Below are 16,170 nucleotides of genomic sequence, written 5' to 3'. Positions count from 1 at the left end.
AGCATGGATGCCAAGCCACAGCTGCGCCTGGCTTTTTACGGCGACGACTTCACCGGCTCCACCGATGCGCTGGAAGTGCTTGCATTCGCCGGACTGCGCTGCGCCCTGTTCTTGAAGCCGCCCAGCGTCGAGACGCTTAACGCACTGGGCTCGTTCGATGCCATTGGCGTCGCTGGCGACAGCCGTAGCATGTCCCCCGAGGAAATGGATCAAACCCTGCCGCACACGCTGGGCGCGCTGGCAGCTCTACCTGTGCCGTTGGTGCATTACAAGGTCTGTTCCACCTTTGACAGTTCCGCCGCCGTCGGAAGTATCGGCCGCGTCATGGATCTCGCTCGCAAAGCATTCGGTGCGGGCCCTATTCCGATTGTCGCGGCAACGCCTGCGCTCGGCCGGTATTGCGCCTTCGGCCACCTCTTTGCCCGCTCTGGCACGGATGGTCTGGTGTACCGGCTGGATCGCCACCCCATCATGAGCCGCCATCCGACCACGCCGATGTCCGAAGCAGACTTGGCAGCGCACTTGGGGGCGCAAACTCGCCAGGTTATCGCCAACTTCACGCTGCCGCTGTATGAAGCAGGGCACCCAGCGATGGATAGCGAGCTGGCAGGCATCTCTTCGAGCGAGTCAGGCGGCATCGTTTTCGATGGAACTACCTCAGCCCATCTGACGCAAGTCGGACGCCTACTTGAACGTCTCAGCGCCGGCCGCTCCCGTCCGCTGTTCTGTGTCGGCTCATCGGGACTGGAATACGCGGTTACCCAATGGTGGCGCGAGGCAGGAAAGGCAGCCGCCGTGGATACCACGCAATATGAATACTTCAAAGCCATCCCGCAGGTGCTCGCCGTGTCCGGCAGCGCTTCGCCACTAAGCAAGATGCAGGTCGACGCCGCCATTGCACATGGATTTGTCGACCTTGCTGTAGATGCATCCAGCCTGGTCGCGGATGAACGATGGGAAGCCGAGTTGGAGCGCCTGCATGGCGAGGCGGTGGCGGCATTGCGTGCGGGGCGTAGCGTCATGGCGCATACCGCCCGCGGTCCCGACGATAACCGGATCGCGGCAATGACATCGCTGCTGATAGGGCAAGGCATGAGCAAGGACATGGCCAAGCACGTTGGCGGGCGGCTGCTTGCACAGCGCTTAGGCCGCCTTGTCGACGGCGTATTACGTGCGGTGCGCATCAAGCGCCTGCTCGTTTCGGGCGGCGACACCTCCAGCCACGTCACCCAGCACCTAGCGCCCGACGCTTTGGTAGTTGCCGCCCGCCTTGCGCCTGGTGCCCCGCTGTGCCGTGTGCTTTCGGATCAGCCGCATCTTGCCGACCTGGAGATTGCACTGAAGGGCGGCCAGATGGGCCAGCCCGATTACTTTGTCAAAGCTCTACACGGAACTGAAGTGTAGAAACACGAAGATGTTATCAGAACGATAAGGAGACAAAAACCATGAATCGATTCACACGCCGTCAAGTCCTGATCAGCGCCGTAGCTGCAGTGGCCGCTCCAGCGCTGATCATGCCGAAGTCCGCTCGCACCGCTGAAATCAGTCTCAAGTTCGGCACCAATCTGCCGGCAAACCATCCGCTGAACATCCGCGCCAACGAGGCAGCCGAACGCATCGTGAAGGAAACGGGAGGACAGGTACAAATCAATGTCTTCCCAAACAATCAGCTCGGAAACGATGCCGACATGCTGTCTCAATTGCGAGCCGGAGCAATTGATTTTTTCACTGTCTCCGGAGTGAATGTCTTATCACAGCTGGTAGCGGTGTCGTCGATGTACGGGCTAGGCTTTGCTTTCCCTAACGACGATGCCGTGCACAAGGCACTGGACGGCGATCTGGGCAAATACCTGCGCAGTCAGTTCACCAAAGTCGGGCTGATGGCCATGGACAATATCTGGAGTTCGGGCTTCCGCCAGATCACCAACAGCGTTCGACCGATTAACACGCCCAGTGATCTCAAAAACCTGAAGATACGCGTCCCGGTGAGCCCGCTGTGGACATCACTGTTCCAGCATCTTGGCGCGGCGCCGGCTTCAATCAATTTCGCCGAAGTGTACTCGTCGCTGCAAACCAAGGTCGTTGATGGCCAGGAAAACCCGCTGTCTATCATCTCGATCGCCAAACTCTACGAAGTGCAGAAGTATTGCTCCATGACGAATCACATGTGGGACGGCTACTGGTGCATGAGCAGCTTAAAAGCATGGAACCGCTTGCCGGAAAAGGTGCGACCGATCGTGGCGCAACACCTTAACCGCTCGGCCCTAGACGTGCGTGGCGACGTCGCCAAGTTGAACACCTCGCTACACAGCGATCTGCAGGCCAAGGGAATGGTTTTCAACACACCGGATCCGGCTCCGTTCCGCGCCATGCTGTCGAAGTCGGGTTTTTATGCCGAGTGGCGCAAGAAATACGGCGAGGAAGCATGGGCAATGTTGGAGAAGTACACCGGAAAATTGGGGTGAGCCATGCACATCGCACGCACGAATGCCGCGGCAAATCAGCCGCGAGACGCCATCAGCGCCGGCGCGGCGCGCTTACAACGCCTGCTCGGGCACTGCCTGGCGGTGCCTGCCGCGCTGCTAGTGGCGGTAGAAATCTTCGTTCTACTGGCCGGAGTGATCGGCCGCTACGTTTTCCACACCCCACTGATCTGGTCAGATGAACTTGCCTCCATCCTGTTCCTGTGGCTGGCAATGCTCGGTTCCGCCGTGGCCTTCGAAAAAGGCGAGCACATGCGTATGACAGCTGTGGTAGGCAAGCTTTCTCCAGCCACGCGCGCATTCGTCGACGTGCTGGCAACGGTGGCTGCGCTAGTGTTTCTGTTGCTAGTGCTGCCACATGCGCTGGAGTATGCGCAAGAGGAAGCCATGATCAGCACGCCAGCACTGGATATCGCGAATAGCTGGCGCGTAGCGGCTATGGCTGTGGGTTTTGGCATGATGGCGCTACTCTCCTTGTTGCGCCTGGCCCAGTTCTCCGACCGAAAGACCGTGGGCAAGGCGCTTGCGCTCGCGACGGTGTTAATAGTCGGCATGTGGATGCTGCAACCGCTATTCCAGAAGCTCGGCAACTTTAATCTGGTGATTTTCTTTGTTGTCGTGGTCGCGGCCTGTGTCTTTGCCGGCGTGCCGATCGCATTTGCATTCGGTCTGGCCACGCTGGGATACATCATGCTGACCACCACGACGCCGGTGCTGATCGTGGTTGGCCGCATGGATGAGGGAATGAGCCATCTCATCCTGCTTTCGGTGCCGCTGTTCGTGTTTCTGGGGCAGTTAATCGAGATGACTGGCATGGCGCGCGCGATGGTGGCCTTCCTGGCGACCCTGCTGGGCCATGTGCGCGGCGGCCTGCACTATGTGCTGGTGGGCGCCATGTACCTGGTATCAGGGATTTCCGGCTCCAAGGCGGCCGACATGGCTGCGATCGCGCCGGTGCTGTTCCCCGAAATGAAAAACCGCGGTGCAAGGGAAGGTGATCTGGTTGCCCTGCTGGCGGCAACCGGCGCCCAGACAGAGACCATACCGCCGAGCATCGTACTAATTACGATTGGCTCGGTGACGGGCGTGTCGATCTCGGCCCTGTTCACAGGGGGCATGCTACCGGGCATAGTGCTCGCCATTGGATTGATCGGCGTGGTGTTCTGGCGCTATCGCAGTGAGGACTTGTCGCAGGTGGCGCGGGCAAACCGGGCCGAGATCGCAAAGGCCTTCGTGGTGGCCTTGCCTGCAATCGCGCTTCCCTTCATCATCCGCGCCGCCGTGGTCGAGGGCGTCGCGACGGCAACGGAGGTATCAACAATCGGCATCGTCTACGCGGTGGTCGCCGGGCTTCTCATCTATCGCAAGTTCGACTTCCGGCGCTTGTACCCGATGCTAGTGGAAACGGCGAGTCTGTCCGGCGCGATTCTTTTGATCATTGGCGCGGCCACCGCGATGGCCTGGGGGCTTACCCAATCCGGTTTCTCGCGCACCCTCACCGATGTGATGCGCTCGCTGCCAGGCGGCGCCGTAGGCTTCATGGCTGTTTCCATCTTGGCTTTCGTGATCCTCGGCAGCGTGCTGGAAGGGATACCGGCCATCGTACTGTTCGGGCCTTTGGTATTTCCAATAGCACATGCCATCGGCATCCACGAAGTCCATTACGCGATGGTCGTGATCCTGTCGATGGGTATCGGCCTTTTTGCGCCGCCCTTCGGGGTTGGCTATTACGCGGCATGCGCGATCTCGAAAGTTCACCCGGACGAAGGAATTCGCCCCATCGTCGGATACATCGCCGCCATGGTTGTGGGATTGATCATTGTCGCGGCGGTGCCATGGATCTCCATCGGCTTTCTGTAACACAGGAGAACAGAATGCAAAATCAGAGCAATAAGGATCGCGTTGCCATCGTGGTTGGCGGCGCTATGGGCATAGGCGCGGAAATCTGTCAGCGCCTTGGTGCAGCGGGCTACACGGTAGTCGTCGCAGATCGCGACATGGAAGCCGCAAGAGGTCGCGTGGGGGAGCTCAGCGCAGCAGGCTTGCGCGCTGAGGCCCAACAGATCGACGCTGGCGATGCTGCGTCCGTGGCACAGGCCTTTACCGAAATTGAAAGCCGGCATGCCCGCTGCGATGTGCTAGTGAACTGCGCCGGCATCGCAAAGGTTTTTCCATTCCTGGAATTTCCGCTTGAAAATTTCCTCGCAACGATGAATGTCAACGTCACCGGCACGCTACTGTGCGCCCAGCATGCAGCCCGACTGATGCTGAAGCACAAGTGGGGGCGCATCGTGAACCTGGCATCGGTCGCCGGGCAGCGTTCTGTGGGCACGGGGCGCACTGCCTACGGTACATCGAAGGGAGCAGTCATTGCGCTGACGCGGCAGATGGCCGTGGAACTCGCCGAGCATGGCATCACTGCAAATACGGTATCGCCTGGTCCGGTCGACACGCCGATGACCCGCGTGCTTCACACGGACCAGTTCCGCAAGGAATATACCCACGCTATTCCTATGGATCGCTATGGATCGACCGCGGAAATTGCTGCGGCCGTGATGTATTTCGTCGGAGATGAGGCCGGGTACACCACAGGTGTAGATTTGCCGGTAGATGGTGGTTTTTTGGCATCGGGAGCGCGCAAGCTTACGTAAGGCGTGGACTTGAGTATTTCAGAAAGCAGGGAACGCACACGGCATTAAGGAAAAAGTAAGTCAGCCGCAATCTGCGGCCGGCGTCCGGGGGAAACTGACCGTAATCATCCCGAAGTGGAACGAACCGGTCAGAGCGTTGATCCTTTAATAGCACTGAGGCTTGGTAAATCATCATTAAATACTTTTCTATAGTAAATGGCGACGAGAAGAGGTTCCTCGGAGCACTCAGTGATGCATTCATCGCCGGGCCAAACCTTACAAAAATGAATGATTTTCGCGCGACGTTGATCACAGCAGCGGACTAAAGAGAGACTGACATGCACCGCAACCGCAAGGCAAAAATTGTCGCTACCATCGGACCGGCAAGCAATACCAAGGAAACCATTGAAGCGCTATTTCATGCTGGGGTCGACGTATTCCGGATGAACTTTAGCCATGGCACGCACGAGGATCACAAGAGACGGCTCGACATCATCCGGACGGTTGAAACGGAGGTAAGGCGTCCTATTGGCGTGCTGCTCGACTTGCAGGGGCCAAAACTGCGTATCGGCACATTCTCTGAGGGACCGGTCATGCTGGAGAACGGTGCCCAGTTTCGTCTTGATCTGGACAATAAAAAGCCGGGAGACCGGCGCCGCGTCTCGCTTCCCCATCCGGAAATTTTTGCTGCATTGACCGAAGACGCAAGACTGCTGCTCGACGATGGCAAGATCCATTTGAAAGTCGAGCGTTGTGGCCCCGACTTCGCTGATACCAGGGTGATTAACGGCGGCATGCTGTCAGAGCGCAAGGGGGTCAATGTCCCCGGTGTGGTTTTGCCCATGTCTGCAATGACCGAGAAAGACCGAAGAGACCTCGACTACGGGCTGGCGCTGGGCATCGACTGGGTTGCGCTTTCCTTTGTGCAGCGGCCCGAAGATATCGAAGAAGCCAAGGAAATCGTGAAAGGCCGGGCGTCAATTCTGGCAAAGCTGGAAAAGCCGGCAGCCATCAACCAGCTCGAACAGATCGTGCAGGCTTCCGACGCCATCATGGTTGCTCGTGGCGACCTCGGGGTGGAAATGCCTGCCGAGCAGGTTCCGGCCATTCAAAAACGCATCGTACGCATGTGTCGGCAGTTGGGAAAGCCCGTGATTGTGGCTACGCAAATGCTTGAGTCGATGATCAATGCGCCGGTGCCCACTCGCGCAGAAGCGTCGGACGTCGCAACCGCCATCTACGACGGGGTTGATGCGGTGATGCTGTCAGCCGAGTCCGCATCGGGAAAGTTCCCGATCGAAGCGGTTCGCATGATGAGCAGCATTATCGATCAGACCGAAGCCGATCCATTTTTCGTCGAGACGATGAAGGAATCCCATAGCCCTGCACGTGCTGAGATTGCCGACGCAATCGGATTGGCAATGCGCAATGTCGTAGACCTGCTGGGTGCCGCCGCCACCGTCGCTTATACCAGCTCTGGCTACTCCGCTTTACGCATGGCGCGGGAACGTCCAAAAGCACACATTATAGGCATGACGCCCAAGCTCAGTACCGCCCGCAAGCTTGCCCTCGTTTGGGGGGTACACCCGGTCTTGAACCACGACGTTGCAGCAGTCTCGGAAATGACCGTATTTGCGTGCCAGACCGCAGCACGCGAGGGATTGGCAAAAAAAGGCGAGACCATTGTCATCGCGGCGGGCATGCCATTTGGCACAGCTGGGACGACGAACCTGTTACGAATTGCGCAGGTTGAATAAACGCGTCCTGATCTCAAATCCAAACTGTTTCAAGGAGATAAAGTTGAGCACTATCGTTGATATCATCGGCCGCGAAGTAATCGATTCCCGTGGCAATCCGACCGTGGAATGCGACGTGCTGCTGGAATCAGGCGTGATGGGCCGCGCCGCGGTGCCGTCGGGCGCCTCCACCGGTTCGCGCGAGGCGATCGAGCTGCGCGACGGCGACAAGAGCCGCTACTTCGGCAAGGGGGTGCTCAAAGCCTGCGAGAACATCAATACTGAAATCTCCGAGGCCATCATGGGCCTGGATGCCTCCGAGCAGGCTTTCCTGGACCGCACCCTGATCGACCTGGACGGCACCGAGAACAAGGGCCGCCTGGGTGCCAACGCCATGCTGGCCGTGTCGATGGCCGTGGCAAAGGCTGCCGCTGAAGAAGCCGGCCTGCCGCTGTACCGCTACTTCGGCGGTTCGGGCGCGATGCAGATGCCGGTGCCGATGATGAACATCGTCAACGGCGGCGCGCACGCCAACAACAACCTCGACCTGCAGGAATCTCAAGGAACTCGCAGCGGTGGAGTTGCCGCACCAGCGCCTCGTTGACCTCGCTGCAACTGAAGTCGAAGCCAGTCAGGTCCCGGTAGGCCGGGAAGCGCGCCACCTTCATCTGATAGGCCGGCGAATCCTGCGCCGCCAGGTCGCCCAGCGCCTGAGCCATACCGTGCAGCTTCAAGGATTTGAGCATCTCCATCATGGCTTCATGCTGTATGCGGCACCTCCCGGTCACGCATATCGGGGACGTCGTCTTTGGCGGAAATCTTGTTTTCACTCATCCCGAGTCCCCGCGCCCCTTGAAATACGGACAGGGCCAGGTCCTCTACCCGCGCTGCGCCACCTCAACGAAATCGCGATCCGTCTTACTTGAATCGCAGCGCTAGGCCCTTGTTGTGCACCGTCGCACCAACTTAGTGGCTCAGGCCAACCATCCCTACATAGTTCTCGGCTAGCGCTGTGGCGCCGGCTCGGGACGACGTCACGTATCGTAGCTCCGATACTTGAAGCTGCTGATCAAACGGGCTCGCGTCATCAAACCGATGCAGCATGCTGGTCATCCACCAAGAAAAGTGCTCAGCCCGCCAAATGCGCTGAAGCGCAGTGGCCGTGTAGGTGTTCAGTTTGTCCTCCGTGCCGTGCTTGTAGAAGCTATCAAGTCCTTCGGCCAAGATCTTCACATCGTTGACGGCCAGGTTCATTCCCTTGGCGCCGGTCGGGGGAACGATATGAGCGGAGTCACCCGCGAGGAACAGCCGGCCATGCTGCATGACGTTGGAGACAAAGCTGCGCATCCCCACGATGTTCTTCTGGAAGATACGACCTTCCGTCACTCGCCAGCCATCGGCCTGGTCCAGTCGTGCGTGCAGCTCGGACCAGATTCGGTCGTCGGACCAGTTGTCAACTGAATCTTTGGGATCGCACTGGAAATACATGCGCTGAACCGTTGGGGATCGCGTGCTGATGAGCGCGAAGCCGCGGTCATGTCGCGCGTAGATGAGTTCATCGCTCGAAGGGGGCGCCTCAACGAGAATTCCAAACCAGCCAAACGGATAGAGTCGCTGGTGGTCCTTACGTACCGCCTCAGGAATGGCCTGGCGGCTGGGCCCCTGCGAACCATCACAGCCGATCACGAAATCGCAGTGGATCTCGCAAGTATCGCCATCCTTTTCATAGCGGATGGAAGGCTTCGTCGATTCGATGTCGTGCAGGGACGTGTTCGACACGCCAAACACCGGCTTTCCGCCGGCGGCGACGCGCGCCGCGACCAGGTCTTTGATAACCTCGTGCTGCGCGTAGACCGTAATGGCATGACCGGTCAAATCGGTCAGATCAATACGATGCCGCTCACCTTCGAAAGCCAGCTCGAACCCACGGTGAAGAGCACCCTCCGCCACCATCCGCGTTCCCAGCCCCACTTCCTGCAGCAAGTCCATGGTCCCCTGCTCGAGCACACCAGCCCGGATGGTCGATTCGATCTCGTCACGGGTGCGTGACTCAATCACAACCGAGTCGATGCCCTTAAGGTGCAAAAGGTGCGACAGCAGCAGGCCCGCCGGACCTGCACCAATGATTCCAACCTGAGTACGCAAGATCGTCTCCATCCCGGCAATTAGTGCATTAAAAGCCATATTGATGTGGGAGGCTATTCATCGCGTCCCCACTTCATCCGCACTCAGCGTAGCAGCCGCAACGCCGAAATGTCAATGGTACGACCATTATGAATGAACGATAAAACTCGGGGGTGCGGTATGTGTGTCGATCCGCCGCCGTGCACATGAAATGTGATTACGATGCCGAATAGATTGAGAGCATTCACTAACATAACGCCTCCCCTCACCGCAGCAGCGCTCCTCCACTCAGGGCTTACCCCACCTTCAGTTTGCCTTGACATGGATACCGCATCGGTCGATATAATCAATGGACCAACCATTGAACAATGAAAAGGATGGAGACAACATGCGATACCTGAAGTTGCCCCTGATGGCGGCATGTGCGTTCCTCGCGGGCAATGCGATCGCACAGGACCCCTACCCCTCGCGCCCGATTACTATCGTTGTGCCCTACCCTGCGGGAGGCACCAGCGACATCCAGGTCCGGAAGATCCAGGAACCGCTGTCAAAACTCCTGGGGCAGCCCGTCGTGGTGGACAACAAGGCCGGGGCATCTGGCGGTATCGCAGCCATGGCCGTCGCCCGCGCAAAGCCCGATGGCTACACCTTCCTGTACGCCAACAATGGGCTGCTGATCGCCCCGCTGCTTTACAAAAAATCTGGATACAACCCGCTTAAGGATTTCACCCCGGTTGGTACCGTGACGTCCGTGCCCTTGGTGCTGGTCGCGAACAAAGCTGTCCCGGCAAAGAACCTGCAGGAATTTCTCCAGTACGCCCGCAAGCAGCCTAACGGCGTTCGCTATGCGTCTGCCGGCACCGTTTCCTATGGTCACCTCGCGACTGTCCGATTTGGCCAGATGGCGGGCATCAAAGTCGACCATATCCCCTACAAGGGGGAAGCCGGCACGACCTTCGCCGCAAAAGCCGGGGAGGTGGACATGCTGCTCACGACCCCGTCGCCGACCATGCTCTCGCAAGTAGGCCCGGGTGGGCTCACGATGCTCGGGGTTGGTACCGAGAAGCCATCGCCTGTTGTGCCGGGCGTTCCCACCATCAACCAGGCTGTCCCCGGCTTTACCGCGGAAGCCTGGTTCGGACTGCTGGCGCCCGCCGGCACACCGGACGCGATCGTGCAGAAGGTCAATAGCGCCATTGCCACGGTGATGGCCGACAAGGGCGTTCAGGACTGGCTGATCAAGACCGGGGCCCAAGCACAGCCCTCTTCGTCTGCCGCCTTCGCTGCGATTCTGAAAAAGGAAACCGCGCAATGGCAGGACATCATCACCAAGTACAACATCCAAGCTGAATAGTCTGTCATCGCGCTATGTCTGAACAACTCGCATACGACCTGGTCGTCATTGGCTCCGGCGCCGCAGGCCTGGCTTGCGCCATTACCGCGCGCAAACGGGGCATGAATGTCGTGGTACTGGAGAAGGAGCCTGTCTTTGGCGGCACGACCGCCCTGTCAGGTGGCGTCCTGTGGGTGCCTCTCACCCATCATGGCTTGAAGCAAAACCCAAAAGATTCGATCGAAGCGGTTCAGGAGTTCCTGCGCAGCGAAACAGGCACCTTCTACGACGAGGCCGTCGCGAAGGCGTTCATCGAAGCCGGCCCGGAAATGGTCAATTTCTTTGAACGCGAGACAGACATGAAGTTCGTACCGACGCTGTACCCGGACTATCATCCGATTGCTCCCGGCGGCGTCGATGTCGGAAGATCCATCCTTGCTGCCCCCTTTGACATCAGGGGGCTTGGCAAGGATATGCCGAGACTCAAGCCACCTTTGAAGACCATCACCTTCATGGGGATGATGTTCAACTCGTCCAACGCTGACCTCAAGCACTTCTTCCGCGCCACCAAGTCTTTCCGGTCTTTCCTCTATGTGGCATGGCGTCTCGCGAATCACGTCAAGGAAATCGCGATTTACCGGCGAGCGATACATGTAACGAGTGGCAATGCACTGGCCGCCCGTCTCGCCAAGTCTGCCCTGGACCTGGGCATCCCTATCCTGACAGATACCCCCGCGTCTCAGCTGATCAGTCAGGGAGACCGCGTAATGGGCGTCGTTGCAAAGACCAGGGATGGCGAGAAGTCGTTCATGGCGCGTCACGGCGTCGTACTCGCATGTGGAGGATTTCCGCACGACCTCAAACGGATCGGCGCCGCGTATCCCCATCTGCGCCGCGGCCATCAACACCTTTCGCCAACGCCGAAGGGCAATACAGGTGACGGGGTGGCCATGGCCGAAACGGCAGGCGGCCACGCTGACATCCGATACACGTCGCCCGCAGCTTGGATGCCCGTGACCAAAGTCGATTTCGGCAATGGCGAGATTGGCGTATTCCCCCACTTGCTGGATCGCTATAAGCCCGGCGTCATTGGTGTGCTGAGCCACGGGGGGCGGTTCACCAACGAGTCCAATTCGTATCACGACGTGGGCTCCGCGATGATCAAAGCCTGCGAAAACCTCAAAGAGACGGCCATGTGGCTCGTCTGCGATCGAGAGACTCTCGGCAAATATGGGCTCGGCTATGTGAAACCCGCACCGATGCCGATCGGAAAATTTATCCGAAATGGCTACCTCTTCCGTGGCGACACGCTGGAGGACCTGGCGCGCGCAACAGGCATCGATGCTGCCGGCCTAGTCCAGACCGTCCACGGGTACAACAAGTCAGCCGAAGCCGGACAAGATCCTGAATTCGGCCGAGGGACGACTTCGTTCAATCGATTCCTGGGCGACCCGGATCACAAGCCGAACCCCTGTGTCGCCCCCATTAAGAAGGGACCGTTCTACGCCATCAAGCTGGTCATGGGCGACCTCGGAACCTTTGACGGGTTGACCACAAGCGTTGTAGGCGAAGTGCTCAAGAAAGATGGGGCACCGATCCCGGGGCTCTACGCCGTCGGAAACGACCGTGCAAGCATGATGGGCGGCAACTATCCCGGCGCGGGCATTACCCACGGACCCAACATGACCTTCGCTTACATCACTGGCAAGCACATCGCCAAGCAGGCGGGGGCGGCGTGACCACCAGGAAGAGAGTCCTTGTGGACCATCGGGTCTACACCATTGCCCTGCGAAAGATGCCGGAGTTCCTCGACGTCTTCCACCGGCTCGCCATGCCGATTCTGATGGAGACCCTCGGGCATCCGCTAGGGTTTTACACCAGCATGGTGGGCCCGCAGAACCAGTTCATCCATCTGTGGGCTTACGAGGACCTCACCGACTACGAGAACCGGTGCCGGGCCCGAGATAGCCACCCTCGCTTTGGGGAATATCTCGCGGCATCCGGTCACCTCATCACGGCACAGGAAACACGGCTAATCCGGATGACGGATATCCCACAGCTCCCATCCACGCAGTGAGCGGGAGGCGATGGGGCTGATTTTGCTTGAACAGACAGGCCGCTGGACGACGTGTCACGCCTGCCGACACCTTACCGGCTTCCGGCCTCGCAGCCCGCAATAATGAACAAAACGGAGACAACGATGGCAACCCAACCCAACAGGCAGCGCAGGATTCTCACCGCTACGGTGGGCGCCTTGTTCGTCAGCGCAAGCACGACGGCCATGGCGCAGTCCAAGGACTTTCCGACCAAGCCCATCCGCTTGGTCGTGCCGACCGCCGCCGGCGGAAACCTGGACCTCATGGCACGCATCCTCGGCGAGCACATGAGCAAGGCCTGGGGACAACAAATCGTTGTCGATTCGAAGCCGGGCGCAAACACGATGCTGGCCACCAGTGCCGTGGCCAGGTCGCCGGCAGATGGCTATACGGCGCTACTTACCGTGAGCGGCTTCGTGCAGAACCTCGTGCTCCAGCCCAACCCGCCGTACAAGGCGAGCGACCTGATCCCCGTGTCCCAAGTCGCCTGGTTGCCCGTTGCGTTGGCGTCGAGCACGAAGCTGCCCGCCACGGATCTGGCGAGCATCATCAAACTCGCCAAGGCGCAACCGGACAAATTCAGCTTCGGCAGCTACGGCATGGGTTCCGGGGGGCATATTATCGGCGAGGGCTTGAACCACCTCGCCGGCGTGAAGATCAAGCATGTCGCCTACAAGGGGGAATCCCCTGCCTTCACGGATCTCGTTGGCGGCAATATTGAACTGGCTTACGGATCGGTAGGACTCTACGCGCATCAAATGAGTGGCGGAAAGGTTCGACTATTGGCCGTCGCGAGCACGAAGCGGCTCAAGACCTTTCCCGACGTCCCCACCTTCGCGGAAGCGGGATATCCTGACATCAACATCCCGGGATGGGGCGGCATCTTCCTGCCAGCTGGTACGCCTGCGGCGATCGTCGAGAAGTTTAGCCAGGAAATTCGACGTGTCGTCGCCCTGCCCGACGTTCAGAGGAAGATCCTCGAAATGGGATTCGAGCCGACCGTCACGACCAGCGCTCAGTTTTCGGAACTCATTGCGAGCGATATCAAACGCTGGGGCAAGATCGTTCTCGACAACAACATCAAGCTAGACTAGCCACACGCCGGCTTCCGGCCGCAAGAGCCCAGCGGATCGTTCGTTCCGCCGGGCTCTTTGTCTTTCCAGCTCCACCGCCTTCGCATCCATCTTCGTGCGCTTGCCTCGCCCCCGCCATCGTTCGTCCCTTCTCTCTATTGCATATGGTTGAACCAATGATATTATCGACGTGGAGACAGATCCAAACGGAGCAAACATGACCATCAAAGGCAAGGCATGCATTGTGGGCGCTTACGAGCACCCCACACGCAAAGCACCAGACAAGACCGTCGCCCAGTTGCACGCCGAATGCGCGAAAGGCGCGCTCGAGGACGCCGGGCTGACCCTTCAAGACGTGGACGGCTATTTCTGCGCCGGCGATGCCCCCGGACTGGGGGCAAACAGCATGGCCGACTACTTGGGCCTGACGCATCTTCGCTACGTAGACACCACGGATACAGGTGGCTCCGCCTACCTGATTCACGTATCGCACGCCGCGCAGGCGATTGCTGCCGGCAAGTGCAATGTCGCACTCATTACGCTCGCCGGGCGCCCTCGTACTGAAGGGGCGAGCGGCGTCGGCGTTGGCGCGCGACTCGTCACCGCGTCCACGCCAGACGTACCGTGGGAAATGCCGTATGCGCCCGTGACGGTCAACATGTATGCCCTGGCAGCCGCACGGCATATGTACGAATTTGGCACCACTTCCGAGCAACTCGCTTGGATCAAGGTGGCTGCAGCGGCCCATGCACAGCACAACCCCCATGCGATGCTGCGAGAACCGGTGACGGTGGAAGACGTTCTCGCATCCCCGTTGCTCGCCGATCCTCTCCATAAACTGGATTGCTGCGTGGTCAGCGACGGCGGTGGTGCGCTCGTCGTGGCACGACCGGAGATCGCCCGACGACTGCAACGGCCCATCGTCAACGTACTGGGCGCAGGCGAAACGATCAAAGGCCAACTGGGCGGCAATGTCGACTTGACCTGGTCCGGGGCGGCCATCTCCGGACCCGCCGCGTTCGAAGAGTCAGGCGTCAGGCCATCAGACATCCAGTACGCCTCCATCTATGACAGCTTCACAATCACGGTCCTAATGCAACTGGAAGACCTCGGATTCTGCAAGAAAGGCGAAGGTGGCAAATTTGTGGCGGACGGCAACCTCATCTCTGGGGTAGGCAAGCTCCCGTTCAACACGGATGGCGGCGGCCTGTGCAACAACCATCCTGCCAATCGTGGCGGCATTACCAAGGTCATCGAAGCTGTCCGGCAACTCCGCGGTGAGGCCCACCCCAAGGTCCAGGTAGCCAACTGCGGCCTGGCCCTCGCACAAGGTACGGGCGGTCTGCTCGGATCGCGGCATGGCAGCGCAACATTAATTCTGGAAAGGGAATGAGCAATGAGCACCCCCTACGTTGAACGCCCGCTTTCGCCTCCGCTGACCGACGCCAGTACCGAGCACTACTGGCGCCTTGCTCGGGAAGGTGTTCTGAGCACGAAACGATGCAAGTCCTGCAGCAAGCTGCATTGGTACCCCCGCGCGCTGTGCCCCTTCTGTCAGGGTGACACCGAGTGGGAAGGCCTGTCCGGACAAGGAACCATCTACAGCGTGAGCGTTACCCGCAAGGCTGGCCCCACGCCCTACGCCATTGCCTACGTCACACTCGACGAAGGGCCAACAATGCTCACTAACATCGTCGATTGCGACCTGGACACCCTGACAATCGGCCAACGCGTCAAGGTTTGCTTCAAACCGGCCGAGGGCGACGATGCCGTCATCCCAATGTTCACCCCGGTATAGCGAGCCCCTCATGGAAACTCTCGCCTTCGAAGTCATCAACCGCGTCGGATGGATCCGGCTGACCCGATCCAAAAAGCACAACCCATTTGACGCGGAGTTGCGTTCCGAACTGATCTCGGTCCTCGAGCGCGCCCGCAGCGACTCGGAGATTCGTGCACTCGTCCTGATCAGTGAACCGGGCTCGTTTTGCGCCGGCGGCAACTTGCAGTTGTTGCGTGAACATGTCGATTCAGGTCCGGCATACTGGCAACATCGCATCAAGGAAGGTCTGCGCTTCATTCACGACATGTTGAGCCTGGGAAAACCAGTGATCGCTGCAGTGGATGGTCCAGCCTTCGGCGCAGGCTTTGCGCTGGCGCTGGCGGCAGACATGGTCATTGCCACCCCGCGTGCCCGATTCTCCATGGCGTATTTGCGATTGGGCCTCGTACCAGATTTGGGTGCGCTGTACCTGTTGCCGCGGGCCGTGGGTCTGCAACGCGCGAAGGCGTTGATGTTCTCGACCCGGGAGCTTTGCGCAGACGAAGCGCAGCGAATGGGCCTTGTCATGGAAGTTCAGCCGAGCGACGCCCTGGAAGACCGGGTGCGCGATATCGCGGAAAGCCTGACGCACGCCGCCCCGGCGGCTCTGGCTTTGACCAAAGCCGCCCTGAATGCGTCCTTGGATGTTGACCAGCAGTCGATGTTCAGTCTGGAGGCTGCAAGCCAGGCCGCCGCTTTTTCCGCGCCCGAGCCTCGGATCGCCATCGATGCCATGTTGGCCAAACGCACGCCGCCCTTCCGCGGCGTCCCGCCTGCCTCAACGTGATCGCCGAGCGCGCAGGCGCACGGGGCTGCGCGCCAGGCACCATCCCACCCATATCGCTCACTTACGCAAGGCAGCAATGCCTGCGACTT

Annotated in this window: 13 protein-coding genes and 2 pseudogenes; 13 read left to right on the top strand and 2 right to left on the bottom strand. The window is 59.5% G+C overall.

The window, feature by feature from the left end; all coding sequences use genetic code 11:
- Positions 1-3: 3 nt before the first annotated feature.
- The 6 genes and pseudogenes from AC07XB_RS02180 to AC07XB_RS02155 all read left to right on the top strand — a co-directional run.
- The gene (locus tag AC07XB_RS02180; RefSeq protein WP_492827117.1) at positions 4-1,404 is read left to right on the top strand and encodes a four-carbon acid sugar kinase family protein; all 1,401 of its coding nucleotides are present in this window, start codon (positions 4-6) and stop codon (positions 1,402-1,404) included.
- A gap of 41 nt (positions 1,405-1,445) precedes the next feature.
- The gene (locus AC07XB_RS02175) at positions 1,446-2,465 is read left to right on the top strand and encodes a TRAP transporter substrate-binding protein (RefSeq protein WP_492827119.1); all 1,020 of its coding nucleotides are present in this window, start codon (positions 1,446-1,448) and stop codon (positions 2,463-2,465) included.
- A gap of 3 nt (positions 2,466-2,468) precedes the next feature.
- Positions 2,469-4,343: a TRAP transporter large permease gene (locus AC07XB_RS02170; protein WP_492827121.1), complete on the top strand. Its 1,875-nt coding sequence runs from the start codon at positions 2,469-2,471 to the stop codon at positions 4,341-4,343.
- A 14-nt stretch (positions 4,344-4,357) separates the two neighbouring features.
- Positions 4,358-5,134, top strand: a complete 777-nt coding sequence (locus AC07XB_RS02165) for an SDR family NAD(P)-dependent oxidoreductase (protein WP_492827123.1) — start codon at positions 4,358-4,360, stop codon at positions 5,132-5,134.
- Between the two features lie 317 nt (positions 5,135-5,451).
- On the top strand, positions 5,452-6,870 hold the full coding sequence (pyk, locus tag AC07XB_RS02160; protein WP_492827125.1) for a pyruvate kinase: 1,419 nt from the start codon (positions 5,452-5,454) through the stop codon (positions 6,868-6,870).
- Positions 6,871-6,913: 43 nt separating this feature from the next.
- Positions 6,914-7,405 (top strand): annotated as a pseudogene (locus tag AC07XB_RS02155) (phosphopyruvate hydratase family protein); the annotation flags it as partial.
- Position 7,406: 1 nt separating this feature from the next.
- Here AC07XB_RS02155 and AC07XB_RS02150 read toward each other — a convergent pair.
- Together AC07XB_RS02150 and AC07XB_RS02145 are read right to left on the bottom strand one after the other, a co-directional pair.
- Positions 7,407-7,619 (bottom strand): annotated as a pseudogene (locus AC07XB_RS02150) (ATP-binding protein); the annotation flags it as partial.
- A 196-nt stretch (positions 7,620-7,815) separates the two neighbouring features.
- Positions 7,816-8,994, bottom strand: coding sequence for a 4-hydroxybenzoate 3-monooxygenase (locus AC07XB_RS02145; RefSeq protein ID WP_492810215.1), 1,179 nt, complete (start codon positions 8,992-8,994; stop codon positions 7,816-7,818).
- 367 nt (positions 8,995-9,361) lie between these two features.
- On the opposite strand from AC07XB_RS02145, the gene AC07XB_RS02140 reads away from it, so the two are divergent.
- The 7 genes from AC07XB_RS02140 (at position 9,362) to AC07XB_RS02110 (ending at position 16,081) form a co-directional block, all read left to right on the top strand.
- Entirely contained in the window at positions 9,362-10,327 is a 966-nt protein-coding gene (locus AC07XB_RS02140; RefSeq protein ID WP_492827127.1) for a Bug family tripartite tricarboxylate transporter substrate binding protein, read from the top strand.
- 14 nt (positions 10,328-10,341) lie between these two features.
- Positions 10,342-12,045: an FAD-dependent oxidoreductase gene (locus tag AC07XB_RS02135; RefSeq protein ID WP_492827129.1), complete on the top strand. Its 1,704-nt coding sequence runs from the start codon at positions 10,342-10,344 to the stop codon at positions 12,043-12,045.
- Positions 12,042-12,383, top strand: a complete 342-nt coding sequence (locus tag AC07XB_RS02130; RefSeq protein WP_492827131.1) for an NIPSNAP family protein — start codon at positions 12,042-12,044, stop codon at positions 12,381-12,383. Before AC07XB_RS02135 ends, AC07XB_RS02130 begins: the two co-directional genes overlap by 4 nt.
- Before the next feature lie 123 nt (positions 12,384-12,506).
- Positions 12,507-13,496: a Bug family tripartite tricarboxylate transporter substrate binding protein gene (locus AC07XB_RS02125; protein ID WP_492827133.1), complete on the top strand. Its 990-nt coding sequence runs from the start codon at positions 12,507-12,509 to the stop codon at positions 13,494-13,496.
- Between the two features lie 196 nt (positions 13,497-13,692).
- A complete protein-coding gene (locus AC07XB_RS02120; RefSeq protein WP_492827135.1) occupies positions 13,693-14,868 on the top strand; it encodes a thiolase family protein in 1,176 nt (391 codons plus the stop codon).
- Positions 14,869-14,871: 3 nt separating this feature from the next.
- Positions 14,872-15,273 (top strand): Zn-ribbon domain-containing OB-fold protein, encoded by a 402-nt coding sequence (locus AC07XB_RS02115; protein WP_492810203.1) that lies wholly within the window; start codon positions 14,872-14,874, stop codon positions 15,271-15,273.
- A gap of 10 nt (positions 15,274-15,283) precedes the next feature.
- Positions 15,284-16,081 (top strand): enoyl-CoA hydratase/isomerase family protein, encoded by a 798-nt coding sequence (locus tag AC07XB_RS02110; protein ID WP_492827137.1) that lies wholly within the window; start codon positions 15,284-15,286, stop codon positions 16,079-16,081.
- Positions 16,082-16,170: the final 89 nt, after the last annotated feature.

It is taken from the genome of Cupriavidus sp. GW821-FHT02F09 (assembly GCF_059421605.1).
The sequence above is the reverse complement of the archived record's forward strand: the minus strand, read 5'-3'. Positions and strand labels throughout refer to the sequence as shown.